The organism is Polaromonas eurypsychrophila (assembly GCF_014641715.1).
Lineage (GTDB): Bacteria > Pseudomonadota > Gammaproteobacteria > Burkholderiales > Burkholderiaceae_C > Polaromonas > Polaromonas eurypsychrophila.
The window spans coordinates 473,223-496,461 of sequence record NZ_BMIG01000001.1; the positions used below are offsets into that span (position 1 = coordinate 473,223).

The window sequence follows — 23,239 nt, forward strand, 5'->3', positions numbered from 1 at the left end:
CCACCGCCCTCTCGTTGACGCCGATGACAGACTCCTCAACCAGCACCCCGTCCCGCAGCGCCTCGCCTTCCCACCTCGTCCTGATTCCCAGCTACAACCCCGGCCCCAAGGTGTATGAGACCGTGCGCTCGGCGCGCGCTCAGTGGACGCCGGTGTGGGTGGTGGTCGATGGCAGCACCGATGACAGCGCCGCTGGCCTCCAGGCCTTGGCCGCGCAGGACCCCGGCCTGCATGTGATCGTGCTGCCCCACAACGTCGGCAAGGGCGCCGCAGTGTTGCACGGCATTGATCTGGCTGCCCGGCAAGGGTTGACGCATGTGCTGACGATGGACTCGGATGGCCAGCATCCGGCGCATTTGATTCCCGAGTTCATGGCGACCTCGGCTGCCCAACCCGCGGTGATGGTGCTCGGTGTGCCGGTGTTTGCGGCGGATGCACCGCGCCTGCGCGTGAACGGACGCAAGGTGTCTAACGGTTGGGCCAACCTGGAAACCCTGTGGGCGGGCATCGGTGACTCGCTGTTCGGTTTTCGCGTGTACCCGATTGAGCCGCTGCGGCGCGTCATGCACGGTCAGCGCTGGATGCGCCGCTTCGATTTTGACCCCGAGGCGGTGGTGCGCATGTGCTGGCTGGGAGTCAAACCTGTCAACATTCCCGCCACGGTAAAGTATTTCCGGCCTGACGAAGGCGGCGTGTCCCATTTCAACTACCTGCGCGACAACCTGCTGCTGACCTGGATGCATTCCAGGCTGCTGCTGGGATTTATTGTGCGCTTGCCGCTACTGCTTTGGCGGCGCATCGAAGGCGCGTAGCTCGAAGCAAACGAGGCCTCCGTCTTTTTCAAGCAGGGGCCGCGGGTCCGGCTTTGCCGGCCCGCAGGCGCAGCGCCCCCTCGGGGGGCAGAGAGCTACGCGAAGCGAACGAACGTGGGGGCTATATCATCCCGCCGTTGATCGAGATGATTTGCCCGCTGATGTAGGCAGCTTTGTCTGACGCCAAAAAACCCACCAGGTCGGCCACTTCTTCGGCCTTGCCGGCGCGTTTCATCGGCACCATGGTGTTGATGATTTCGGGGCTGAAACTGTCCTTGGTCATGGCGGTGTCTATGATGCCGGGCGCCACCGCGTTGACGGTGATGCCACGGCTGGCGACTTCGAGCGCCAGGGATTTGGTGGCGGCATGCAACGCGCCCTTGGCCGCCGAATAGTTGACCTGCCCGCGGTTGCCGGCCACGGCGGCGACCGAGGTGATGGTGATGATGCGGCCCCAGCGCGTGCGGATCATGGGCAGGGTCAGAGGCTGGGTTACATGGAAAAAACCATTGAGCGATACATCGAGCACGCGCTGCCACTGGGCCAGTCGCATGCCCGGAAACACGGCATCGTCATGGATGCCGGCGTTGTTGACCAACACCTGAACAGGCCCGTCTTCCAGCAAGGCGTTGATCGCTGTTGCTGTTGCTTGTGCATCGGTCACGTCAAAGGCTATCGCCTGGGCCAGACCGCCGCCGGCGACGATGTCGGCCGCCAGCGCCTGCGCGGTGGCCAGGTTGCCGTTGGCGTGGACGATGACGCTGTAACCGTCGGTCGCAAGCCGCCGGCAGATGGCCGAACCGATGCCGCCGCTGCCGCCGGTGACAAGTGCGCGTTTGGGAGGGGTGCTCATGGGTTTCTCCTTGGGGGTAGCCCGGTTTAGCCAGGGGCGACGGACGGCAATGACAGCGCGGAGGCATCAAGCACCACCACAGCGCGTCCACTGAGCAGCGCTGTGTCGCCGGCATTCACCGCAAAGCTGTACAACACCGTGTTGTCGTCGCCGGTGATACGTTCCGCGCTGATCCGCAGCGGCGCAGCAACGGTGTCCAGTCGGTCCGTATGCAAGGTCACGCTGCGGATGCTGGCGAGGTAGCCGGCGCGTGGGACAGAATAGGCATCCAGACTGGTCGTCATGCTTTCGGCCACCAGCGCGCCGTGTACTGCCATGGCCTGCGCCGCGTATTCGACACCGCAAGCGGCACCGAGTCGGCCCTGAGCGCGCAGCGGATTGTCGGCGGCCTGGTGGCTGCTGGCTTGGCACTCGATGCGGTCGCCGTCCCAGGCTGTGACAGTGGCCAGCAGGCACATATTGCCCTGGTGCGGGATGCGCCTGGCAATTTCGTCGTGGTTCAGCGTGCGGGGCGGATTCATGGTGGCGCAACATCCACGGCCAGTCGAATGTCGTCCAGATAGTCCAGCGCAACGGTTGCCGGCTGCCGGCCCGCGATGAGCCTCAACAAAGGCAGGGCGCGCGCAGCCGGAATGGTCTGGCGCAGGAACTCCAGCGCGGGATCGTTCATGATGGCTGCCGCCGCGTCAGTCAGGCCACAGTCGCCTGACAGCGTGATGCGGGCCAGGCTGCGCTCGCTGCGCTGCGGACGCAACACCAGTGCCACGCCCAGCGTGTCGGGAATCGGCCGTTTGCTGTGCAGGGGTTCGGGGTAATGGGTGTCGTAGGCCACCAGCAGCACCGGCGTGTCGTCGACCACGGCCTGCGTGATGGCTTCCAGCAAGCCAGCGGAAAAACTGCCGTCATGCGCGCAGAGCACCGACGAGGTCGGCGTCGCGCCGGTTGAAATGCTCCAGTAACCCGAGGCTGCGTTATGCACCGAGTTGTGAAAACGCGTGGGCGAGATCAGCCGGTCGCTCGATGCCAGCGTCGAGCAGATGTCGTGGCAGTTCACGCCGTCGCCGCCGGAAGAGGTGAAGACCGAGGGCAGGCTGGACGCCAGCAGCCCGGCGGCGTTGACAGCCTCCTGGCCCACTGCCAGCGACACCTTGATGACGGCGCCGGCGCGGCGGCGCTCTGCGGCGGGCAGCGACATGGGTGTGGGCAACACGGTGGCGGCGGACATGTAGGGCGACTGGCCCAGCAGTTTGTCCCGGCCGTCTTCCCAACTGGACAGGCCGGGGCCGACCAGGCCGATGCCTTCCACAAACACCGTGAGCGCTGAAATATTGCTGGCAGTCATTGTGCTTCCTATCTCGCGCGGCCGAGAACCAGGCTGCAATTGGTGCCGCCAAAACCAAAGGAGTTGCTGAGCACATGTTGCGGCGCTTCGTCGCGCTTGTGCAGCAGGTAGTCCACCGGTAGCGCCGGATCCACGGCGTGTGTGTTCACGCCGCCGGGCATGAAGCCCTGCTGCAGGGCCAAGGCGCTGATCACGGCCTCCAGACCACCGGCCGCGCCCAGGGTGTGGCCGGTCGCGCCCTTGGTCGAACTGCAGGGCAGGGCGTGGTCGCCAAATACCGAGGCCACGGCCTTGCCTTCGACGGTGTCGTTGGAGGGTGTGGCCGTTCCGTGCAGATTGATGTAGTCGATACGGCCGGGCTGCAGCCCCGCGCTTGCCAGCGCCTGACGCATGGCGCTGATGGCGCCCAGGCCTTCAGGATGCGGTGCCGACATGTGGTGGGCGTCGCTCGACTCACCGACACCGCGCAGCAGGACCGCACCCGCGTCCAGGCTGTTGGGCAGCTTCTCAAGCAGCACGAAAGCCGCGCCTTCACCGATGGAAATACCCTTGCGCCCCGCGTCAAACGGCTGGCACGGCTGGCGCGAGAGCAGGTCCAGCGAGTTGAAACCGTACAAGGTGGTCAGGCACAGCGAATCCACGCCGCCGACGACGGCCGCATCAATCAGCCCGGCAGCCATCATGCGGCGCGCCGAGGCAAACACCTTGGCGCTGGAGGAGCAGGCCGACGACACCGTCATGGCCGGCCCTTCGAGGCCGAAGTAGCCGCGAACGAAGGCCGTGACTGAAAACGGGTTGTGGCTGCCCGCATACACAAAAGTCGCAGGCAGGGCGCCGGTGCGGGGGTCCAGCGCGCGGTAGGCGAGTTCGGTCTCAAGGATGCCCGATGTGCTGGTTCCCAGAAACACACCGATGCGCCGCTTGCCGTAACGGCTTGCAGCAGCCAGCACCGCTTGTTCAAAACCGTCCTGACGCAGGCCGAGCTGGGCCAGACGGTTGTTACGGCAGTCAAAGGCGCGCAGGTCAGGACGCAGCACCTGCCCGTCAACATCCTCGACCTCGCCTATCCAGGTTGCGAGGTCGGCCGAATCAAAGTCGCAGGGCTTGAGGCCGCTGCGTTCTGACTGCAGCGATGCCAGTGTGGCATCAAGTCCGGCGCCAATCGAGCTGGTAGCGGTGAAATGCGACAGCAGCAGCGCCTGCATGGCGCCAGTCGGGGAAGGAGGAGCAAGGGTCATCAGGGTCCTCGGGAGGGTCATGAAACGGGGCGCAGGCGGGCCACCAGCAGGACGTTGGCAAACGGCGTGCCCTGGCTCATGGACTGCGCTTCCACCACAAAGCCGAGCTGGCGCAGCGTGTCCTGCCAGGCCGTCAGCGGGCGGCAATGGAGGATGCCCAGGCGGTGCCCGCGCAAGGTGGTCACCACATGGTCCACCCAGTTGCTGATGGAAAAACGCAGGCCGCCTGCGGCATCACCCACACGCAGCAGCAACACGCCGTCGGGAGACAGACTGCGGCGCACACGCGCCAGCACCTCGTCCTGCGCCGCCAGCGGAACATAGTGCAGCACATCGAGAATCACCACCGCATCGGTCTGGCCAAAGTCTGCGCTGCACATGTCGGCCTGCACAAAGCTGGCTTGGCCTGCGCTGACCGCTGGCGCCAGCGCGCTGTCGGCCCGCGCCACGTCATGTGCCATCAGCTCGACCCCGCGTATGTGCGAGGGTTGAGGTGCAGATGGCCAGCTCACCGGCCAGATGCCCTTGGCGCTGGCAGCCTGCGCGGCGAGCAGCCACGCGCTCAGCAGGCCCTGGCCGCAGCCGATGTCGAGGATGCGCCTGCGCCCGGTCAGCAGCCCGGCAGCCAGCAAGTGCGAAAATGCCGGGTCGCCGCCCAGCTTGCCGCGTGCGAAAAACCAGGCATAAAGTCCGGCCGCCCGGTAGGGCGCCGCCGCCCTGGAGATCAGGTGTTTGACGAACGCGGTGGGGGTGGCCGTCATGTGAGCGCTTCACGAAGGGTGACGGGCCGCAGGCCGGCTTCCGCGATGGCTTGCAGCAGGGGTGGCAAGACCTCCAGAATCACCGGCACGCCGTCTGGCGTGAGGGCCGCATGGCGGTCGTGCAGAAGCAGGATGTCGCCAGCCCGCAGCGAGGTGCAGAGTTTGCGCAGCACGGTGGCGGGGTTGCCCTCCCGCGTGTCATAGGCGCGCCGCGTCCAGCTCGCCAGACGCAGGCCGCTGCGCTGCAGCGCCGGGTCCAGGAAAGGGTTGCGCAAACCGGCCGGCGCGCGGAAAAATTGCGGGCGGTCTCCGGTGATGGCGGTCAAGGTGGTCTGGGCAGCTTCCAGTTCACGCCGAAAGCCGCCGGGACCGAGCAATGAAAAATTGTGGCGATGCTGCTGGCTGTGGTTTTCAATGCGGTGGCCGCGCCGGACGATCTCGCGGCAAATCTCAGGGTACAGCGAAGCTTGCCGGCCCACGCAGAAAAACGTGGCTTTGGCGCCATGGCGGTCCAGCAGGTCCAGCACGGCGGGTGTCACCACCGGGTCAGGCCCATCGTCGATGGTCAGCGCGACTTCCCCGCGCGCCGCGGCGGCGGCGGGCAGCCGGGTCCAGTTGGCGCCCAGCCAATGGGTGCGCGGCAGCAGGCCGACCGTCGCCAGCAGCGCATGGTTGAGTACCAGTGCCGCCAGCGCCCACGGCCACCATGCCGGGGCGACCAGAATGGCCAGTGCGGCGGCCGCGTGCACGCCCAGTGAAACCTTCATCAGGGCGGGCATGTCCCAGCGGCCGTTCACGGTGGCTGAAGTCAGCGGCGCGCTCATGGCGTGATGTCCCTGGCCGGTGCCGTCAATGCCGAAGATTGCTGAGCCGCAAAAATGGCAGAAAACAGCAGCACCAGCACAGAGCCGGGGCCGACCGTCAACCCTATGGCCTGAAACACCGGCACGCTGGAGATCGCCAGCACGCCAAAACCTGCCACCGTGGTGAGGTTGGCAAACAGCAGCGAGGCCAGGGTGCGCGGTGTGATGCCGGATGCCTCGCGGTCCGCTCGTGCCGTCTCGTCTTCAGGGCCGGACCTGCGCGGGCCGCTGTTGAAAAACAGCGCGTAGTTGGAGCCCACGGCCACCACCAGCAGCAGGCCGATCAAATGAAGAATGGTCAAGCGGTGACCGGCCAGTGCCAGGCCGCCCAGCACCACGATGATGGCGGCTGCAGGCGGGGCCAGCACGCGCAGTGTTTGCACCGCCGAACGCAGGCTCAGCAGCAGCAACAGCGCCACTGCAGCCAGGCCGGCCAGGGATAACACAATCGCCTCGCGCAGGTAGCCGCTGTACAGGCGGTCGGCCTCGCCCTTGAGGTCCACGAACAGGGCGCTGCCGGTGGCACGGTTGCCTGGCGCGTCTGCCAGGACCTGCCTTACGGCGGCAGCATCAATGATGCCGTTGACAGGTGCGTGCAGCGGCAGCAGCGCACTCCAGCCTGCCGGCCGGCCGGGTGAAGCGCCGCGCTGCAACAACATGCCATCGACGGCCACGGCCAGCGTGGTGCCGGTGAGGTCAGCGCGTTGCAGCGGGCGGCTCTGGCGTGCCGCCTCGGCATCGGCCAGAAAGGGGGCCAGCCGGGCGGCCTGGATGGGCAAGTCGCTCACGGCCTGAGCCAGGCTTTCCTTGAGTTGCGCTGCAGGGGGCAGACTGGCCAGCCGGGCCTGCTGGGTTGCCATACTGGGCAAAAACCGCGTCGGCGTGTCCACACCCGTGATCACCTTCCGCTCGACCAGGCCCTGCAGTGCCTGCACGGTGCCCTCCGCAGCCTGGAGCACCTGCTCCTGGGTAGCCGCGCTGATGACCACCAGGTAACGCACGTCGGGCGCGCCGAGGTCTGCGCGCAGGGTGGTGTCCTGCATCTGATCGGCCAGCGAGATTGGGCTCAGTCCCGACAATTCATGGTTCCACAACTTGTCGCGGTGCATGGCCAGCGGAACACAGGCCAGCACCATCAGTGCCAGTGCGGCCCATTTCAGGCGCGGTGCAAAGCGCACCCAGACCGATAGCCGTTCGCCCAGCGCGGACACATCGCGTACGCGAAAGCCCGCAGGCAGCAGCAGCGGCATGACAAAACGCGTGACGGCTGCCGCTGTCAGCAAGCCGACGATGGAGTACAGGCCGAGCTGCGCCAGCCCCGGAAAGCCCGAAAACAGCAAGGAGGCGAATCCCGCAACCGAGGTCAACACCCCCAGGCGGATGGTCGGCCAGAAGCGCCGCACCCAGTCGGTTTTGGAGGTTGCCGTGCGCTCTGATTGCACAAACAGGTATATCGAATAGTCGACCGCCTCGCCGATCAGCGTGGTGCCGAAGCCGAGCGTGATGCCATGCACCTCACCAAAGCCGAGGCTGACGGCGACGATGCCGGCCACGGTGCCTGACACCACCGGCACCATTCCCAAAGCCAGCGTGGTCAGCGAGCGGTAGATCACGATCAGCAGGGTCAGCATCAGAATCATGCTGATGACCGAGGTGCGGGTGACTTCGCGCTTGATGGTTTCGCGCGCCTGCACCGCGAAAACACCGGGGCCGGTGACTACAAGTTGCATTGCCTGACCTGGCGTTCCGGTCAGCGGTGCCTGTGCGAAGGCCGTGCGCACGGCGCCAATCGCCTCTTCCTGGGCATCGGTGTCCGAACCGGGCGCCACGGTTTGCACAAGTAACAGGGCGCGCTGGCCATCGCGTGAGGCCCAGACGCCGCCGGCCACGTTGGGTCGGTTCGCGCCGCTGCCGCCATCGCCCGAAAACTCCTCAAGCAACAAGGGGATCTCGCCGGTCGGATCGCGTGGCAACAGGGACTTGGTCAGCAAGCCGGCCGGTGAGGCCAGCAGGTCCAGCGTGTCGCCAATTGCAGCGCGCAGACCTCCGACGCTGAAGCGCGCCGGTGTGACGGCGGGGCTCAGCAGGTAGCGGTGCTCGAACAGGAAAGCCTGGTCGCGCTGCATGCCGCCGGACTCGCCGTTGCTGACGGTGGTGAAGCGTTTGTCGCCGCGCAACTGGCCGGCCATGGCACCGGATGCGGCGGCGCGGCTGGCCGGGTCACCACCCTCAACGGCGACCAGGATCAGGCGTGATACCAGCCCGTCGCGCAGTTGGTCCACCAGCAGTTGTTGTTCGGGCGTGGGTGAGCGCGGCAAAAAGGCCGACATGTCGGCGGTGAAATGTGTGCGGGCCACCAGTACGCCGCACAGCAGCAGCGTCGCCAGCCAGACCCAGACCGGCAGCAAGCGAGCCTGGAAAAAACCTTTTGTCATGGCGCCAGCGGAGCGATGACCATGACCGAACGATCCTTATCGGTCTGCTCGATCTCGATGGTTTTGACCTCGGCGCGGCTGCCGCCGATACGAATGCGCTGCACCACTTCCAGCATTTTGGTTTCGATGGGGCGCAGTGTCAGTGTCCAGCGCTCTTCGGTGCCTTCAAGGTCGAGGTTGTAAATGCGCCTGAGCGCGGCAACATCGCCGGCCAGCGTGCCGCGTATGCTTTCGGTGAAAGCCACCAGCTCCGGGTAGTCCTGCAGACGCAAGGTCATGCGGCGCTTGCCGCGTTCCACCGTCAGCGTGCCGCTTTCAATCAGCATCGACTCGGGCCGGGGTTTGAGCGTGCGTTTCTCCAGCCGGCCCGGCGCGGTGTACAACAACTCACCCGATGACTCCACCGGTTTGTCGAGCAGCGCGATGTATTTTTTCTCGACAAAGCTGGCGCGGCCCGACTTGTTCTGGGCCAGGCCCTGCATCAATTGCGCGAGGTCCCACGCCGCCAGGGCCGGTGTGCCCCACAGAGCCAGCAGCAGGCCGGCGGCGGCCAGCCCGAAGGAGAAAGCCGAAGAGAAGCGGGAGGATAGCGGGCGCACTGCGTCATGCATGGGGAGGTACCGGGGTTGCGTCGGCCATGCGTCGGGCGGATTGCCAGAAGTCAAAAAAATTGAACCAGTTATAGGGCGCTGCGCGGCAGTGGGTTTCCAGCAGCGCGGCGTAACGCGCCATCGCGGCCTGCACGGCGGCTTCGCGCCCGCCAGCGGGAATGTTGGAAAAATCAGCCAGCGTCTCAAAGTGAATATCGTAGCGATTGCCGCCACCGTAGAGCCCGACCATGAACAGCACCGGCCGTCGCAAAATCGCCGCCATCCGGAAAGGGCCCACCGGAAACTCGGCCGACTCACCCAGAAACGGCACGGGGCGTGTGCTGTCGTGGTTCAGGCAGCGGTCGGCCAGCATGCCGACGACGCTGCCGCCTTCAATCAGCTCATGCACCTTGAGCATGGAGTCGGCATGGCCCAGCGCCACAATGTCCTGCTGCGCCGCCGGGTTGATGGCAGTGAGCGCGGCGTTGATCTTGCGGGCATTTTCTTCAAACATGACCATCGCCACGCGCAGGCCCGGCCTGCGCCGCCCAATGGCGCGCAACACCTCAAAGCTGCCGACATGGGCGCCCATCAGGAACACGCCTTTTTGATCGGCCGTCAGGTCGAAGATCAAATGCTCCTGGTGAATGCGGATATCGAAGAGCTCGAATTTGTCGTTGATCAGGTAGACCCGGTCGTGGATGCACGAGGCAAAACTCAGGAAGTGCCGAAAGACATGGCGCCAGCCGACCTGCGGAACGTCCCCGACCCGGCGCAGGTAGTCGCGCGAAGCGCGGCGCGCGGCCGCGTTGGCCAGCAGGAAGTAAGCGGCTATGCCGTAAAGCACGCAGCGGCCCGCGCGGCGGCCCAGGCGCAGGGAGATCCAGGTCATGACCCGCAGCATCAGCATGTTGCTGCGTTCTGGCCGCTCGCGCCAGGCGGCCCGGGCGGGGGCGGTGTTGCCGGCGTCGCTCATGGGGGCGCCCAACCCAGCACACCGGTCGCCACCTGGCGATCGCTGCCCGCGATGTCAAAACGGATCTGGCCCTGGCCGGTGTCGCGCCAGGAAAGGGTCAGGCTTTCGTCCGGCGTGACCGGGCTGAGAAATTTGGCCGAGCTGACTTGCCCGATGGCGCTACCGCCGGCCGTGCCGTCACGGGCCTGCACGATGGCATGGATGGCCGCATCGAGCAGCAGCACACCTGGCACGATGGGTCGTCCCGGAAAATGGTCGGCAAACGCCGGATGGCTGGCTGCAAAACTCAGGCGAATTTCACCCTGCATCCGGGCCGCCTTTCGGGCACGCGGGCGCCCGCTGCGATTCGGCCAGCGCCCGCAGCGCTTCGCGCGGCAGCTTGCCGGTGCTGTTGCGTGGCAAGGCGTCGAGCAGCACCAGCGGGCGTGGCAAAAAGGTGGTGTCAATGCGTTTTTTCAGCGCCGCCTGCAGTGTGGCAGTGCTCATGCCTGGCGCCACCACAAAGGCCATCAGGCGCACCACCGCTTCGTGATCACTGTCGTCTGGCATGAAAAACGCGCCGTCCTGCACGCCTTCGATGCTGAGCAACTGGTGGTTCAGGTAGTCCAGGGAGTTGCGCTTGCCCGCGATGTTGATCAGGTCGCTCAGGCGCCCGTGCAGAAAAAACCGGTGGTTGTCGATGGATTCGAGCACGTCGTTCATGGGCATGACTTGCTCGACGTGACCGCCGCAGGCCCACATGCGCTCATCGTGCGGCGTCAGCGTGACCAGCGGAAACAACTCCCATTGGTCGGTTTGCGCGCTGCGCCGCGACGCGATTTGCCCGGTTTCGGTGGAGCCATAAATTTCGAACAGGGGCGCCGAAAACTGCGCTTCACAAGACTGGGCCAGCGCCGGTGGCATGGGTGCGGTCGCCGACAGCACCAGGTCCAGCGCAGGCAGGCTTATCCCGGAGGACAGCAACACGCGCAAATGCACCGGCGTGGTTACCAGAAGACGCGGGCGCGGGACGGCCTGCAGGGCGCTGACGATGTCCGCCGGGTAAAAGGGCTGGCCCGCCTGAAGCGCGGCTCCGCTTTGCAGCGCCAACAGCACGGTCGATTCAAAGCCGAACATGTGCTGCGGCGGGACCGTGCCGACAATGCTGTAGGGACGTCTTTTTTTCTGGTCCAGGTTCAGGTCCACGCCCAGGCGCAGCGCTTCGGCCCGTGCGCTGTGCACGAGAGAACCCCAGGTTTTTCGGTGCGGCTGCGGCAGGCCGGTCGAGCCCGAGGTGAACACATCGGCCACCGGCTGGTTGCCGGGTATCAGCGGTATCTCGCAGGCCTCGTCGGCGTCGGCATCGGCGGGCCCCCGGGTAAATGCGTCGTGGTAAACAAAGCCAGGCAGGTCAATCGCGTGCGGTGCGTCAGCCAGGCAAAAAACATCGGGCGCCAGCGCCTGCAGTTGGCAGATCATTTCCGGTGTGTGGGTGGGCGGCAGCAGGCTGACTTTGCGCGTTAGCAAAGCGGCGCCCAGCCCGACGGTGAAGTGGTAGCGGTCGCTGCAGGCGTTGAGCATGTGGCCGCCCGCAGGCAGGGCTGCAGCCAACTGCCGCACGTCGGCCAGAAACTGGCGCACGCTGATGCGTTGACCATGACGCCAGGCCACGATGTTGTCGCCATGGTCGTGGGAAATGAGCGCAAAGTTGGTTACAGGCATGGGCGGCGATCAGGGCGGCGGCGCGGTGCGTGAGCCTGCATGCCGGTAGGCGCGTATTGCCTCAAGCGGCCCGGCGCGGTCCGAGGGTGGCAGAAAATACAGCCGCGCGCCGTACTCTGCCGCAAACATCAGGACCAGCAGTGGCAGGTTCAGCAGATTGGCAAAGACCGACCAGACCGCCACCGGTGCCAGCCAGAACAGCAGCAGCGACAGTGTCGTCATGACCGCGAAATAAACGGTCCAGGCCCAGGTGACCTGGCGGGTGTAACGTGCGAGCGCCGGCGACAGGCTGCCATGAACAACCGCCGCAAAACGTGACACCATGGGCTCTTGTCCGGCGCGCAGGCTTCGACCGAAAGCCAGGCCCAGCAAGGCCTGCATACCGGCATGCTGCAGCAGAAAAATCCAGTTGAAATGCTGCACTAGCCAACTGCTGGTCGCATACAGGGCGGCGCAGCTTGCCAGGAACAGCAGCAGCATCCAAGGACGCTGCGGTGAGCGCCAGGCCAGCAGTACGGCCAGCGCCAGCAACGGGGCGATGGCGACGGCCGCGTCAAACAGGTCGGGGTGGGGGTCGGCGGCGGCGAAATGAGCCATCACCGAATAAGCGATACCGAAGGCGGCAATGGCTGCCCAGCGCGCGCCAAGCAGCAGTTTCGCCGTCAAGCCGGGTTTCACTTCGTTCTTTGCAGCGCGATGTGATTGCTCAGGCTGCGCAGCGACTGGAAGATGACCGTGTTGTCCTCGTGGTCGGCGCGCAACTGCAGGCCATAACGCTTGGAGACCACCAGCGCGATTTCCAGGATGTCGATCGAATCGAGCCCCAGGCCGTCGCCATACAAGGGATCGTCAGGCTGAATGTCGGCGGCGGCTGTTTCGAGGTTGAGCGACGACACCACCAGTTCGGCGACTTCGCGCATCAATGCCGAGTCGGCCGCCTGTGGAACAGATGTTGTGGTTGTTGAGTCGGGCATCGTGGGCATGGACGTTGTTTGGAGGATTTTCAGGTGCTGCGCCATGGCTGCCAGCCCCCCTTTGGGTGATGTTTTGATGGTAACTGACATTGTTTGGCCGCAGGCTTGCCGCTGTAGGCGCTCAGCCCAGCAGCGCGTCAGCCACCAGCGAAACAGGATGTAAATTCGCCCAGCCCACGCGGTGTGCGCGATGCATCCGGTGGTGGCGCTCCTCAGGCGTGTCGCCATCCGCAGAAATCAGTGTCAAACAGGGCTCCAGCCCATGCTGAGTAGGCGAAAGCCGCTATGTTTTTAATAGCATTTGCTGCGGCAGCGGGCCTTGCCGAGCCTCAGAACGGCGCGTCAGGCGGGTTCTGGGACGGGGTGTTGCCCGGCCTGGCGTCGCCGGCCTTGATGCGTTTGGACTTGAGTGTGGCTTTCGCGGGGGCCGCCGCAGCGGCCGCGCCGTCGTCGACTTTCGCCCCATCGGCTGCGTTATTGAGCGCCGCTTGCCGGACCGTGGCCTTGTCGCCAGCGCCGGCGAACTTGCTGTATTTGCCCAGCGTGCCGACCAGTTGGCCATAAATGCGCGGGTTGCCGGCCACACATTCGCCATGGTCCATGAAGTCGGCCTCGCCGGTGAAGTTGCCGATCAGGCCGCCGGCTTCGGTGACCAGCAGCGAGCCGGCTGCCACGTCCCAGGGCTTGAGGTTGGATTCGAAAAAGCCGTCGCTGTAGCCGGCCGCGACATAGGCCAGGTCCAGCGCGGCCGCGCCGGGGCGGCGCACGCCGGCGCACTGGCTCATGACTTCGCCGAGCATGTTGAGGTAGGTTTTGAGCTTGTCGCCGGGGCGATAGGGAAAGCCGGTGGAGATCAGGCACTCCTGCAGGCGGGTGCGTTTGGCCACGCGGATGCGGCGGTCGTTCTGGTAGGCACCGCGGCCCTTGGTGGCGCAGAAGATGTCGTTGCGGGTGGGGTCGTAGACCACCGCCTGTTCGACCTTGCCCTTGACCGCCAGCGCGATGCTGACGCAGTACACAGGAAAGCCGTGGATGAAGTTGGTGGTGCCGTCCAGCGGGTCGATGATCCACACGAAGTCGGAATCCTTCGCGCCGTGTTCGCTGCCCGATTCCTCGGCCAGGATGCCGTGGCCGGGGTAGGCGGTCAGCAGTGTTTCGATGATGGCGGCTTCGGCGGCCTGGTCGATTTCGGTGACGAAGTCGTTGGTCTGTTTGACCGAGACCCGGACCGATTCCACGTCCAGTGCGGCGCGGTTGATGATGGCGCCGGCGGCGCGCGCAGCCTTGATGGCCACATTGAGCATGGGGTGGAGATTGCTAGACATATAGGACTAAGAAAGAGCACAAGGGCTGCGGCCCGGTAACCGGGGGCAGGCGACAATACCGCATTTTACCGGCTCAACACCCGCCCTCGCCCCTTTATCCATGAAAACGCGATTCGTCCTGATCAACACCAGCCATGCCGGCAACGTCGGCGCCACCGCGCGCGCCATGAAAGTCATGGGCTTTGGCGACCTGGTGCTGGTGGCGCCGCGTTGGGCGAATGTGCTTAGGCGCGAGGAAACCATACAGCGTGCCAGCGGGGCGCTGGACGTGCTGAACAACGCGCGTATCGTGGCCACGCTTGATGAAGCGCTGGACGGCATCACGCATCTTTGCGCCACGGCGATGACGCCGCGCGACTTCGGCCCGCCGACACGTGCGCCGCGTGAGCATTTTGCCGCGCTGCTTGGCACTGCCGATTTGCTATCAAAAGAAGAGCTGCTTGCGCCCGCTGGACATGGGCTGGAGGCCGATTCGACTTCAAAACCGGAGGGTGTGGCATTTTTGTTCGGTTCCGAGCGCTTCGGCATGCAAAACGAAGACGTTTACCGCTGCCATGTGGCGCTCAGCATCCCGACCGATCCGAATTTCGGATCGCTGAACCTGGCCGCAGCGGTGCAGCTGATTGCCTACGACTGGCGCGAGGCGCTGGGCGGGTTTTCTGTGCAGGCGGCCACGCCCGAGCCGCAACTGGCCGACGCCGCGGCGGTGGCCGGCATGCTGGGGCACTGGGAGCAGGCGCTGGCCGGCATCGGCTTTCTGGACCCGGCCTCGCCGAAAAAACTGATGCCGCGGCTGAATCAGCTGTTCAACCGAGCCGGGTTGAGCCCGGAAGAAATTCACATTCTGCGCGGGATTGCCAAGGCCATGTCGCAAAAAACCTTGCCGCCCGTGCCCGCGCCGGAGCGCAGGGCCGCCCCAAGCGAGGCGAGCCCCCTTGGGGGGCAGCGAAGCACAGGCACTGGCGAGCGTGGGGGCTCTGAAAACAGCGCGCCAGCAAAGACGCCGGCCAAGCCATAAACTCACTGCATGTTCTCCCGACTCCGCTCCGACATCCAGTGCATCCTCGACCGCGACCCGGCTGCGCGCAGCGCCTGGGAGGTGCTGACCTGCTACCCCGGCCTGCACGCCATATTGCTGCACCGGCTGGCGCACGCCTGCTGGACCAGCGGCCTCAAATGGCTGGGCCGCTTCATCTCGCACATTGCGCGCTGGCTGACCGGGATTGAAATTCATCCCGGCGCCATCATTGGCGAGCGCGTGTTTTTTGATCATGCGATGGGTGTGGTGGTGGGTGAGACCGCCGAAATCGGCGACGGCTGCACGATTTACCAAGGCGTGACCCTGGGCGGCACCTCGCTCTACAAGGGCACCAAGCGCCATCCGACCCTCGGCAAAAACGTGGTGGTCAGTGCCGGCGCCAAGGTGCTGGGTGGCTTTGAGGTCGGCGACGGCGCCAAGATCGGCAGCAACGCCGTGGTGATCAAGCCGGTGCCAGCCGGCGCCACGGCGGTTGGCATTCCGGCGCGCATCATCCCGTCCAAAACCGGCGAAAGTGCTGACGTGACCACGGCGCAGGGCACCTTCTCGGCTTACGGTATCACGCTGGAAGACGACCCGGTGTCGCAGGCCATGAAAGGTTTGATCGACAACGCCTCATCGCAGGAGCACCAGATTGCGCTGCTCTGGCAGGCGATCGAAAAATTGTCCGACAGCGGACGCGCGCAGCGCGACTGTGTGCCGGACGACGCGGCGCGGCGGGAGACCTTTGAGGCTGACAAGCTCAATCAGTTGATGGGGAAATAGTGTTTTGTCTCAGTCGCTCGGCGCTGTGGCTTGCTGCTTGCCCGCCCGCTAGGCTGGAGGCCTGTCGGGCATGAAAAACTGGTCAAACAGCACGGTCAGCGGCGTGAAGTCCTCGGTAAAACGCGACCGGCTCACAAAGTAGGCCTCGGAGGCCACAGCGAAGAACTCTGCCGGGGAAGTGGCGCCGTAGGGGTCCAGCCAGGTCGGCTCGCCGCCGAAGCGTTCGGCGATGGCAACCTTGTCGCGAAAACCGTCATAGGCCGTTTGCATGGTGTCATGCCAGACCTTGCGTGCGGCGCGCGAAGGCAGGGGTGGGCAGCCGTCGGCTGCCCCATCGCGCATGTCGATTTTGTGGACAAATTCGTGAATAACCACGTTGTAACCCTGGCCGGCGGAGTGCCCGGCGCCGGCCACGTCTGGCCAGCTCAGCGCGACCGGTCCACCCTCCATCGCTTCGCCGGCGAGCACCTCGCTGTAGCGGTGGACCACACCGATGTCGTCGGTTTGTTCGCAGCGCGCCAGCATTTGGCCGGGATGCACCACGATGCCGACAAAGTCGTCGTACCAGGCCAGGCCCAACTGCAGCACCGGCAAACAGGCCTGGGCGGCAATCGCCACGGCGATGTCATCGGTGACGACCATGCCTTGCGCACCGTGGAATTCTTTGTGTGCCAGAAAGCGGCTGCTCAATGTGCGCAGCGCGCTGCGCTGCGTGGCTGGCAATTGTGCCAAGAAGGGGTAGTCGGCCAGCGTGGCCTGCCACAAGGCCTCGGGAATGGCGCGTTCGGTCGCCTTGCCTTTGAAAAGCCGCTGCAACCAGTTCAGCATGGCAGGGGGTCAGGTTAGCGTGATGCGCTGAAGGCCCAACGGGCCCAGGCGCAGGACTTCGGTGCGCGGCAATTGCGCGGTTGCGTCCCAGTCGCTGAGCACCACACGCTCCAGCCCTGACCCGAGCGCGTGCACAGCCGGTTGGTGGGTGTGGCCGTGGATCAGCGTGGGCGCGTTCGCGGCCTGCAGCCACAGGCGCGCGGCCTCGGCGTTCACGTCGATATAAGGCTCACCCGACTGCCAGCGTTTTTCATGCTGCTCCAGGCTTTGCCGGCGCAGGCCGCGCGCGATGGCTTGCCGCTCGGTCAGCGGCTGGCCCAGGAAGGTTTGTTGCCAGTCGCCGCTGCGCACCTGCTCGCGAAAACGCATGTAGTCCACATCGTCCAGGCACAAGGCGTCGCCGTGGCTCAGCAGCCAGCGACTGCCGGCAAAATCCAGTACGGTGGGGTCGGCCAGCAAGGTGCTGCGGCAGCGTGCCATCAGTTCGGGGCCGACCAGGAAGTCGCGGTTGCCATGCATGAAAAACAGCGCCAGGCGTTCGCCGGTGCGTTGCAGCACTTGCACACACGACGCGTCAAAGTCCGATGCCGCGTGGCCCGCAGCATCGTCGCCGACCCAGACGTCAAACAGGTCGCCGAGGATGAAGACGGCATCGGCCGGCGTGCTCTGCATGTAGGCCTGCCAAGCCGCGAAATTGGCGGGCTCGCTGGCCTGCAAATGGATGTCGGAAATGAAATCGACCGTGCGCCAGGCTGCCGGCGCAACAAGTTCGGCGATCGGGGGCACGGCCGGGGCCATGGGCACCTGGTTTAAAGCGCGACCGCTTTTTCAATCACCACATCGGTCTGCGGCACATCGCTGTGGCCACCCTTGCTGCCGGTCTTGACAGCTTCGATCTTGTCGACCACTTCGGTGCCCGCGACCACCTTGCCGAACACGGCGTAGCCCCAGCCGGACGGTGTCGGCGATGTGTGGTTCAGGAAGCCGTTGTCGGATGCGTTGATGAAAAATTGCGCGGTGGCCGAATCAGGCACGTTGGTGCGCGCCATGGCGACGGTGTACTTGTCGTTTTTCAGGCCGTTGGCGGCTTCGTTGGCAATCGGTGCGTCCGACGGTTTTTGTTTCATGCCGGGGGTAAAACCACCGCCCTGCACCATAAAACCGGGAATCACGCGATGAAAAACGGTGTTGTCGTAGTGACCCTTGGCGACATAACTAAGGAAGTTGGCGACCGACTTGGGTGCCTTTTCCTGATCGAGTTCAAGGGTGATGACGCCGTGACCGGCAATATGGAGTTCGACTTGGGGATTGCTCATGATGCTTTTACTTGAGGAGGGTTGCGGAGTTGATGAGGATCGGTGTTTTCGGTACATCGCCGGGGAAGGGGCCGCCTGCGCCAGTGGGCGCGGCCTTCATCTTGTTGACCACGTCCATGCCACTGACGACCTTGCCGAACACGGTGTAGCCAAACAACTGGGGCGCGTTGACAAGCTGCGCGCGCGACGTGTTTTCATAGACGCGGCCCTGGTACTCGAACTTGGGCACCGGATCGCCAGGCGGAATAAGGGTCGGGTTGAGGAAGTCGTTGTCCTTGACGTTGATAAAGAACTGCGACGAGGCGGAATTGGGCTCACTGGTGCGCGCCATGGCCAGGGTGCCCACGATGTTTTTGTCGCCCCCTTTGGCCAGCGCTTCACGGCCTTCGTGTAGCACTGGCGCACGGGTCTTCTTCTCGGCGAAGGCGGCATCGTAGCCACCGCCTTGCACCATGAAGTTGTTGATTACGCGATGGAACACCGTGCCATCGTAGTGTTTGTCTTGCACGTATTGCAAGAAATTTTCCACCGTTTTTGGCGCCTTGTCGGGATAGACCTCGACCACAAAATCGCCGGCCGTGGTGGCAAATTTCACGCGGGGAGCGGCGGCCGTAGTCTGGGACCAAGCCTGGCCGGCGACTAGGCTCAGCGCGGCCAATGCCAGGCAGGCGCGTCGTGTGTGTTTGCTGAGGGTCATCCAATCACTCCTTCAAAAAATATCTTCCACTGGCTGCCCTGGCGCACCCAGTATTGACGGCGGGTTGGGCCGGTGCGCGAGCCGCTGACGACCTCGCCAAAGGTGACCACCATGGTGTCGTTGCTGTCGGTCCAGCGCAGGTAGGACAAGTCCTTGAGTTGCACCGAACGGCCGGCCCGTTTGTCCAGATCGGCACGCAGCACGGTGGTCCAGTCGGCCAGCGTTTTGCCATAACTGCTGAAGTCGCTCGTGTACAGGCTGGTCAGGGCGGCAAGATCGCTGCCGGAGCGGGCCTTGTGCCAGCTTTGCAGTGCATCCTCGAAGGTCTTGCCTTCGGCCTTGGCGCTTTGCGGCGCAATCCATTTGAGGCTTTGCGCGATCACAACCGGTGTGCTGCGCACCTCCACGGTGCGGATAATGCGTTCGAGGTCGGGGTTGGCCAGCACCACGCAGCCGTCGCTGGCCAGCGGCGCACGCGCAAATTGTGTGGGTGGCGTGCCGTGCAGCCAGATGCCGCCGCCGGTTTTGCCGCGCTTGAGGTCCAGCGCATTGGGGTAGTTGATGGGCAGCGCGCCGGAACCGTAGAAGTCTTTGAGCGACTTCGGATCCAGGTTACTGGTCACAAAATAAACACCGAGCGGCGTGCGTGAATCGCCTTCAACGGACTTTTCAATGCCGGCTTTGCCCACCGAGATGTAGTAGTCGGCCAGCAGTCTGAGGCCGGTGGCGGTGTTTTCAAACAGATAAAGGCGGGCCCGTGAGGTATCGACTGCAATCGCATGTTTGTTGCGCGGTGACAGCGCCAGAAACTGGGAGGGGATGGTCCCCGCTGCCGGTCGTTCACGCAGCGCTTTCAGGCGCAACAGCGACTCCTGGCGCAGGTCGCCCAGCATGCCGGCCCCGGCTTTGGCTGTGTCGTCGGGCACATCGCCCAAGGTGCGCAGAGGGCGAGCCTGAGCCGCCAGCAAGTCGCCGTACACAAGTTGCGCGAGCTGGAAGTTGGGATGGGCATTGACCAGGCGCTCTGCCTTGTCGAGCGCTTCCCGCCCCTTGGCTTGACCCGCGAGTTTGTAAATCTCGATCAGTCGTGCCTCGGCTTCACCGTCCCGGACTTCCGGTCCAGCCAGTGGACGGGGAGCAATTTCGCGTTTTTTCTCTGCCGCCGCGTTTTGGGCCGGGTCTTTTTTGCTCTTTTTCGCAGAGGTCTCAGCGCCGGTCGCGACGCCACACACCACCGAGAAGGCGACGAAAAGGAGAGCGGCGGCGGCCCGTTGCATGGAGGTGGTCAGAAGAATAATCAGTGGTGCGTCACAGGGCGCGCGTACCGTGTCTGGTGCCAGTCATGGGCATCAGCCCCCGGTCGATTCCCTGACGATGAGCCACCGCTCGCCAGCCTTGGCCATGTCCAGCGTTTTGCGGCTTGACACGTTGAGCGCGTCGGCACTGTAGTCCTGCTTGAATCTGGCGGTGGCCTTGCTGCCCTTGACGGCCACGGACACATTGCTGAGCTTCACGCTGATGCGTGATTTGCCGACGATGCGGCTGCGTCGCTCCTCTTCCCAGGCCTTGCGAGTCTGGTTGCCGGGGGTATCGAAGTCTTTGCCGTAGGCGGCAAGATAAGCGGCCATGTCCTTGGCGGCCCAGGCGCTGGCCCAGGCACGAACGGCAGCTTCGACTTCTTTTTCAAGGGCACTTACCGGTGCGGCGGTCGGCTGTGTGACCGGCGCTGTCGAGGGGGCCGCAGGTGCCGGGGCGGGCGGCGCCACAGGCACCACCACAGCCGGGCGTGCCGGTGCAGCTGGCGGCGGTGTGGTCACGGGCCCGGAGGCTGAATTGCTGGCCGCCGGTTTTTGCCCCTTGGGCTCGGCGCTGAAGAGTGTGCGGATCAGCGCCAACTTGGGCTGCACACCGGCGTTGCCGCCGTCGAGTTGCAGCGCCTTGCTGTAAGCCTGGCTGGCCAGCTTGGCGTAGACATCACCCAGGTTCTCATGCGCGGTGGCGTAACTCGGGTTGGTGCGAATCGCCATCTCCAGCGCGGCCCTGGCCTTGTCGAACTGGTTTTGCCCGGCGTACAGCACGGCCAGGTTGTTGTAGGGCTCAGGTAATTCTGGATAGTCCTGGGTGATCTTGGTGAAGGTGCTGATGGCGTCGGCTGGCTTGCCGGCTTCGGTCTGAAGCACGCCTTTGATAAAACGCATTTGCGGGTCGCGCGGCTTGCCTGCGAGGTACTGGTCAGCTTTGGCCATGGCTTCGGTCAGCTTGCCGGAACGGGCCAGGTCGTTCACGTCAGAGTAATCGTCGGCATGGGCTGCGGACAGTGACAAGGCCGCAGCCAGTGCCAGCCAGCGCAGTGAGGCCGACAGCGGTTTGCTCGAAAGTGAAGCTGACTTGGACATATTTCCTCTGGAACGCATTGGGGTGGCTGGCACGAAAACATGAGCCTACGAGCCTGCGAGCCAGCGTTGCAGCGTGCTGCACGGGCCCTGGCCAGCTAGATATACTGGGCGATTGTATCTGAGGGGTATAGTTTAATCTTGACCTCGATTTAAGCATTTTCACTGGTCCGGCGATTCAAGTCGGGCTGAAATTCCAGACATTCATGAGCTTGCGCATTTACAACACGCTGTCGCGTGCCGTGGAAGATTTTTCGCCTTTGGTGCCCGGTCAGGTCCGCATGTACGTGTGCGGCATGACGATTTACGACCTCTGCCACATCGGCCATGCCCGCATGATGATGGCCTTCGACGTGGTGCAGCGCTGGCTTAAGGCCGGTGGTTATGCGGTCACCTACGTGCGGAACATCACCGACATCGACGACAAGATCATCAAACGCGCTGTTGAGCGCGGCATCAGCATCCGCGCGTTGACCGACGAGATGATTGTGGCCATGCACCAGGACATCGGTGCGCTCGGGATTGAGCCGCCGACGCTGGAGCCGCGCGCCACCGAATACGTGCCGCAGATGTTGTCCATGATTGCCACGCTGGAGCAAAAAGGCCTGGCCTACCGCTCGGGCAACGGCGACGTGAACTACGCGGTGCGCAAGTTTGAAGGTTACGGCAAGCTCTCAGGCAAATCGCTTGACGAGCTTCGCGCGGGTGAACGTGTGGCGGTGCTGGACGGCAAGGAAGACCCGCTGGATTTTGTGCTCTGGAAATCGGCCAAGCCGACCGAGCCTGACGATGCCAAATGGGCCAGTGACTACGGCAGCGGCCGGCCCGGCTGGCACATCGAATGTTCGGCCATGAGTTGCCATACCCTAGGCGAGACTTTTGACATCCATGGTGGCGGCGCCGACCTGCAGTTTCCGCACCATGAAAACGAAATCGCCCAGAGCGAGGCGGCCAATGGCAAGCCGCTGGCCAGGTTCTGGATGCACAACGGCTTTGTGCGGGTAGACAACGAAAAGATGTCCAAAAGCCTGGGCAACTTTTTCACCATCCGCGAAGTGCTGGCCCAATACGACGCCGAGACCATCCGCTTTTTCATCGTGCGAGCGCATTACCGGAGCGCGCTCAATTACAGCGATGCCCACCTGGACGACGCGCGCAACTCGCTCAAACGTCTGTACACCGCGCTGAGTCTGGCTAGGCCAGCCGATGTGGCGACCGACTGGTCGCATCCGTTTGCCGTCCGCTTCAAGGCCGCCATGGACGAGGACTTTGGCACACCGGAAGCGGTGGCCGTCCTGTTTGAGATAGCCGGGGAAGTCAACAAGACCGGCTCGACCGAACTGGCCAGCTTGCTGAAAAACCTGGGCGGCGCGCTGGGTCTGCTGCAGGGCGATCCGGCCGCATTTTTGCAGGCTGGTGCCGGGCTGGATGCCGCAGCCATAGATGTCCTGATTACCCAGCGCGCCCAGGCCAAGGCCGCCAGGAATTTTGCCGAGTCCGATCGCATCCGGCAGAACCTGCTGGCGCAGGGCATTGTGCTGAAAGACGCCGTCGGCGGCACCACCTGGGAAGTTCAGCTTTGACACTGCTTTTAAGCTATTTTAGCCACCAGCCCATACCCGGCGGGTGCATTCTGCTATGAAAAAGATAGTGAAAAGCGGGCCGTCCAGCTCCGAGTTGACGGAAGTCGCCGAGTCTGCCCTGACCAGCGTGCCTGAGTACTGGGCCGAGGCCTGCAAACACCTGGTCAAAAAAGATCGGGTGATGAAACGCCTGATCCCCCAGTTTGGCGACGCCTGCCTGCAGTCGCGTGGCGACGCCTTCAGCACCTTGGCGCGCAGCATCGTCGGCCAGCAGATTTCGGTCAAGGCGGCGCAAACCGTCTGGCACCGTTTCGCAGCCCTGCCCAGAAAAATGACGCCGGGCAATGTGCTCAAGCTCAAGGTGGACGACATGCGTGCTGCTGGTCTGAGCGCGCGCAAGGTTGAGTACCTGGTCGATCTGTCCATCCATTTTGATGCCGGTACGGTGCATGTGAAGGACTGGCAGGCGATGGACGATGAGGCCATCATTGCCGAGCTGATTGCCATTCGCGGCATTGGTCGCTGGACCGCAGAGATGTTTTTGATCTTTTACCTGCGCCGGCCCAATGTGCTGCCGCTGGACGATGTCGGCCTGATCAATGGCATCAGTCAGAGTTATTTTTCCGGTGAAGCGGTCAGCCGCAGCGATGCACGTGAAGTCGCCGCCGCCTGGGCGCCGTATTGCAGTGTTGCAACTTGGTATATTTGGCGCTCGCTGGACCCCTTGCCGGTTCTGGGTGCCGAGTAA

24 protein-coding genes and 1 pseudogene are annotated in these 23,239 nt (G+C 64.2%); 5 read left to right on the top strand and 20 right to left on the bottom strand.

The window, feature by feature from the left end; translation table 11 throughout:
* The first annotated feature begins 23 nt into the window (after window positions 1-23).
* A complete protein-coding gene (locus IEX16_RS02280; RefSeq protein WP_188706139.1) occupies window positions 24-812 on the top strand; it encodes a glycosyltransferase family 2 protein in 789 nt (262 codons plus the stop codon).
* A 121-nt stretch (window positions 813-933) separates the two neighbouring features.
* Here the strand turns inward: IEX16_RS02280 and fabG are convergent, their stop codons facing one another.
* From fabG to IEX16_RS02350, 14 genes and pseudogenes are all read right to left on the bottom strand, one after another.
* On the bottom strand, window positions 934-1,665 hold the full coding sequence (fabG, locus tag IEX16_RS02285; protein WP_188706141.1) for a 3-oxoacyl-ACP reductase FabG: 732 nt from the start codon (window positions 1,663-1,665) through the stop codon (window positions 934-936).
* 26 nt (window positions 1,666-1,691) lie between these two features.
* Entirely contained in the window at window positions 1,692-2,186 is a 495-nt protein-coding gene (locus IEX16_RS02290; protein ID WP_188706143.1) for a hotdog family protein, read from the bottom strand.
* The gene (locus IEX16_RS02295; protein WP_188706144.1) at window positions 2,183-3,007 is read right to left on the bottom strand and encodes a beta-ketoacyl synthase chain length factor; all 825 of its coding nucleotides are present in this window, start codon (window positions 3,005-3,007) and stop codon (window positions 2,183-2,185) included. The genes IEX16_RS02290 and IEX16_RS02295 overlap by 4 nt, the downstream gene beginning before the upstream one ends.
* Before the next feature lie 8 nt (window positions 3,008-3,015).
* The gene (locus IEX16_RS02300) at window positions 3,016-4,212 is read right to left on the bottom strand and encodes a beta-ketoacyl-[acyl-carrier-protein] synthase family protein (RefSeq protein WP_188706299.1); all 1,197 of its coding nucleotides are present in this window, start codon (window positions 4,210-4,212) and stop codon (window positions 3,016-3,018) included.
* A 50-nt stretch (window positions 4,213-4,262) separates the two neighbouring features.
* Window positions 4,263-5,006, bottom strand: coding sequence for an SAM-dependent methyltransferase (locus IEX16_RS02305; RefSeq protein ID WP_188706146.1), 744 nt, complete (start codon window positions 5,004-5,006; stop codon window positions 4,263-4,265).
* On the bottom strand, window positions 5,003-5,830 hold the full coding sequence (locus IEX16_RS02310) for a polysaccharide deacetylase family protein (protein WP_229676118.1): 828 nt from the start codon (window positions 5,828-5,830) through the stop codon (window positions 5,003-5,005). Before IEX16_RS02310 ends, IEX16_RS02305 begins: the two co-directional genes overlap by 4 nt.
* A complete protein-coding gene (locus tag IEX16_RS02315) occupies window positions 5,827-8,304 on the bottom strand; it encodes an MMPL family transporter (protein ID WP_188706147.1) in 2,478 nt (825 codons plus the stop codon). Before IEX16_RS02315 ends, IEX16_RS02310 begins: the two co-directional genes overlap by 4 nt.
* Window positions 8,301-8,915, bottom strand: a complete 615-nt coding sequence (locus tag IEX16_RS02320) for a LolA-related protein (RefSeq protein ID WP_229676119.1) — start codon at window positions 8,913-8,915, stop codon at window positions 8,301-8,303. The genes IEX16_RS02315 and IEX16_RS02320 overlap by 4 nt, the downstream gene beginning before the upstream one ends.
* Window positions 8,908-9,870, bottom strand: coding sequence for a lysophospholipid acyltransferase family protein (locus tag IEX16_RS02325; RefSeq protein WP_188706151.1), 963 nt, complete (start codon window positions 9,868-9,870; stop codon window positions 8,908-8,910). The genes IEX16_RS02320 and IEX16_RS02325 overlap by 8 nt, the downstream gene beginning before the upstream one ends.
* Window positions 9,867-11,571: pseudogene (locus IEX16_RS02335) on the bottom strand (AMP-binding protein). Before IEX16_RS02335 ends, IEX16_RS02325 begins: the two are co-directional and overlap by 4 nt.
* Before the next feature lie 9 nt (window positions 11,572-11,580).
* Entirely contained in the window at window positions 11,581-12,237 is a 657-nt protein-coding gene (locus IEX16_RS02340; protein WP_229676120.1) for a COG4648 family protein, read from the bottom strand.
* Between the two features lie 8 nt (window positions 12,238-12,245).
* Window positions 12,246-12,545: a phosphopantetheine-binding protein gene (locus tag IEX16_RS02345; protein WP_188706159.1), complete on the bottom strand. Its 300-nt coding sequence runs from the start codon at window positions 12,543-12,545 to the stop codon at window positions 12,246-12,248.
* 121 nt (window positions 12,546-12,666) lie between these two features.
* A complete protein-coding gene (locus tag IEX16_RS20195; RefSeq protein ID WP_268236580.1) occupies window positions 12,667-12,792 on the bottom strand; it encodes a hypothetical protein in 126 nt (41 codons plus the stop codon).
* 82 nt (window positions 12,793-12,874) lie between these two features.
* Complete coding sequence (locus tag IEX16_RS02350) at window positions 12,875-13,870, bottom strand: inositol monophosphatase family protein (protein WP_188706161.1); 996 nt, start codon at window positions 13,868-13,870, stop codon at window positions 12,875-12,877.
* A gap of 100 nt (window positions 13,871-13,970) precedes the next feature.
* On the opposite strand from IEX16_RS02350, the gene IEX16_RS02355 reads away from it, so the two are divergent.
* Entirely contained in the window at window positions 13,971-14,888 is a 918-nt protein-coding gene (locus tag IEX16_RS02355) for an RNA methyltransferase (RefSeq protein WP_188706162.1), read from the top strand.
* A 9-nt stretch (window positions 14,889-14,897) separates the two neighbouring features.
* Window positions 14,898-15,674 (top strand): serine O-acetyltransferase, encoded by a 777-nt coding sequence (gene cysE / locus IEX16_RS02360; RefSeq protein ID WP_188706164.1) that lies wholly within the window; start codon window positions 14,898-14,900, stop codon window positions 15,672-15,674.
* Window positions 15,675-15,722: 48 nt separating this feature from the next.
* Here the strand turns inward: cysE and IEX16_RS02365 are convergent, their stop codons facing one another.
* From IEX16_RS02365 to IEX16_RS02390, 6 genes are all read right to left on the bottom strand, one after another.
* Complete coding sequence (locus IEX16_RS02365) at window positions 15,723-16,502, bottom strand: M90 family metallopeptidase (RefSeq protein WP_188706166.1); 780 nt, start codon at window positions 16,500-16,502, stop codon at window positions 15,723-15,725.
* A gap of 9 nt (window positions 16,503-16,511) precedes the next feature.
* Window positions 16,512-17,300 (bottom strand): UDP-2,3-diacylglucosamine diphosphatase, encoded by a 789-nt coding sequence (locus IEX16_RS02370; RefSeq protein ID WP_188706168.1) that lies wholly within the window; start codon window positions 17,298-17,300, stop codon window positions 16,512-16,514.
* Between the two features lie 11 nt (window positions 17,301-17,311).
* On the bottom strand, window positions 17,312-17,818 hold the full coding sequence (locus tag IEX16_RS02375; protein WP_188706170.1) for a peptidylprolyl isomerase: 507 nt from the start codon (window positions 17,816-17,818) through the stop codon (window positions 17,312-17,314).
* A 7-nt stretch (window positions 17,819-17,825) separates the two neighbouring features.
* Window positions 17,826-18,515: a peptidylprolyl isomerase gene (locus IEX16_RS02380; protein WP_188706172.1), complete on the bottom strand. Its 690-nt coding sequence runs from the start codon at window positions 18,513-18,515 to the stop codon at window positions 17,826-17,828.
* The gene (locus tag IEX16_RS02385) at window positions 18,512-19,792 is read right to left on the bottom strand and encodes a L,D-transpeptidase family protein (RefSeq protein WP_188706174.1); all 1,281 of its coding nucleotides are present in this window, start codon (window positions 19,790-19,792) and stop codon (window positions 18,512-18,514) included. The genes IEX16_RS02380 and IEX16_RS02385 overlap by 4 nt, the downstream gene beginning before the upstream one ends.
* A 72-nt stretch (window positions 19,793-19,864) precedes the next feature.
* The gene (locus tag IEX16_RS02390) at window positions 19,865-20,911 is read right to left on the bottom strand and encodes a nuclear transport factor 2 family protein (protein ID WP_188706177.1); all 1,047 of its coding nucleotides are present in this window, start codon (window positions 20,909-20,911) and stop codon (window positions 19,865-19,867) included.
* 203 nt (window positions 20,912-21,114) lie between these two features.
* On the opposite strand from IEX16_RS02390, the gene cysS reads away from it, so the two are divergent.
* On the top strand, window positions 21,115-22,491 hold the full coding sequence (gene cysS / locus IEX16_RS02395) for a cysteine--tRNA ligase (protein ID WP_188706179.1): 1,377 nt from the start codon (window positions 21,115-21,117) through the stop codon (window positions 22,489-22,491).
* A gap of 55 nt (window positions 22,492-22,546) precedes the next feature.
* Window positions 22,547-23,239, top strand: coding sequence for a DNA-3-methyladenine glycosylase family protein (locus tag IEX16_RS02400; protein ID WP_188706180.1), 693 nt, complete (start codon window positions 22,547-22,549; stop codon window positions 23,237-23,239).

Coding starts and splice junctions, on each gene's coding strand:
- IEX16_RS02280 (WP_188706139.1), top strand. CDS start 24: ATGACAGACTCCTCAACCAGCACCCCGTCCCGCAGCGCCTCGCCTTCC.
- fabG (WP_188706141.1), bottom strand. CDS start 1,665: ATGAGCACCCCTCCCAAACGCGCACTTGTCACCGGCGGCAGCGGCGGC.
- IEX16_RS02290 (WP_188706143.1), bottom strand. CDS start 2,186: ATGAATCCGCCCCGCACGCTGAACCACGACGAAATTGCCAGGCGCATC.
- IEX16_RS02295 (WP_188706144.1), bottom strand. CDS start 3,007: ATGACTGCCAGCAATATTTCAGCGCTCACGGTGTTTGTGGAAGGCATC.
- IEX16_RS02300 (WP_188706299.1), bottom strand. CDS start 4,212: ATGCAGGCGCTGCTGCTGTCGCATTTCACCGCTACCAGCTCGATTGGC.
- IEX16_RS02305 (WP_188706146.1), bottom strand. CDS start 5,006: ATGACGGCCACCCCCACCGCGTTCGTCAAACACCTGATCTCCAGGGCG.
- IEX16_RS02310 (WP_229676118.1), bottom strand. CDS start 5,830: ATGAGCGCGCCGCTGACTTCAGCCACCGTGAACGGCCGCTGGGACATG.
- IEX16_RS02315 (WP_188706147.1), bottom strand. CDS start 8,304: ATGACAAAAGGTTTTTTCCAGGCTCGCTTGCTGCCGGTCTGGGTCTGG.
- IEX16_RS02320 (WP_229676119.1), bottom strand. CDS start 8,915: ATGCATGACGCAGTGCGCCCGCTATCCTCCCGCTTCTCTTCGGCTTTC.
- IEX16_RS02325 (WP_188706151.1), bottom strand. CDS start 9,870: ATGAGCGACGCCGGCAACACCGCCCCCGCCCGGGCCGCCTGGCGCGAG.
- IEX16_RS02345 (WP_188706159.1), bottom strand. CDS start 12,545: ATGCCCGACTCAACAACCACAACATCTGTTCCACAGGCGGCCGACTCG.
- IEX16_RS02350 (WP_188706161.1), bottom strand. CDS start 13,870: ATGTCTAGCAATCTCCACCCCATGCTCAATGTGGCCATCAAGGCTGCG.
- IEX16_RS02355 (WP_188706162.1), top strand. CDS start 13,971: ATGAAAACGCGATTCGTCCTGATCAACACCAGCCATGCCGGCAACGTC.
- cysE (WP_188706164.1), top strand. CDS start 14,898: ATGTTCTCCCGACTCCGCTCCGACATCCAGTGCATCCTCGACCGCGAC.
- IEX16_RS02365 (WP_188706166.1), bottom strand. CDS start 16,502: ATGCTGAACTGGTTGCAGCGGCTTTTCAAAGGCAAGGCGACCGAACGC.
- IEX16_RS02370 (WP_188706168.1), bottom strand. CDS start 17,300: ATGGCCCCGGCCGTGCCCCCGATCGCCGAACTTGTTGCGCCGGCAGCC.
- IEX16_RS02375 (WP_188706170.1), bottom strand. CDS start 17,818: ATGAGCAATCCCCAAGTCGAACTCCATATTGCCGGTCACGGCGTCATC.
- IEX16_RS02380 (WP_188706172.1), bottom strand. CDS start 18,515: ATGACCCTCAGCAAACACACACGACGCGCCTGCCTGGCATTGGCCGCG.
- IEX16_RS02385 (WP_188706174.1), bottom strand. CDS start 19,792: ATGCAACGGGCCGCCGCCGCTCTCCTTTTCGTCGCCTTCTCGGTGGTG.
- IEX16_RS02390 (WP_188706177.1), bottom strand. CDS start 20,911: ATGTCCAAGTCAGCTTCACTTTCGAGCAAACCGCTGTCGGCCTCACTG.
- cysS (WP_188706179.1), top strand. CDS start 21,115: ATGAGCTTGCGCATTTACAACACGCTGTCGCGTGCCGTGGAAGATTTT.
- IEX16_RS02400 (WP_188706180.1), top strand. CDS start 22,547: ATGAAAAAGATAGTGAAAAGCGGGCCGTCCAGCTCCGAGTTGACGGAA.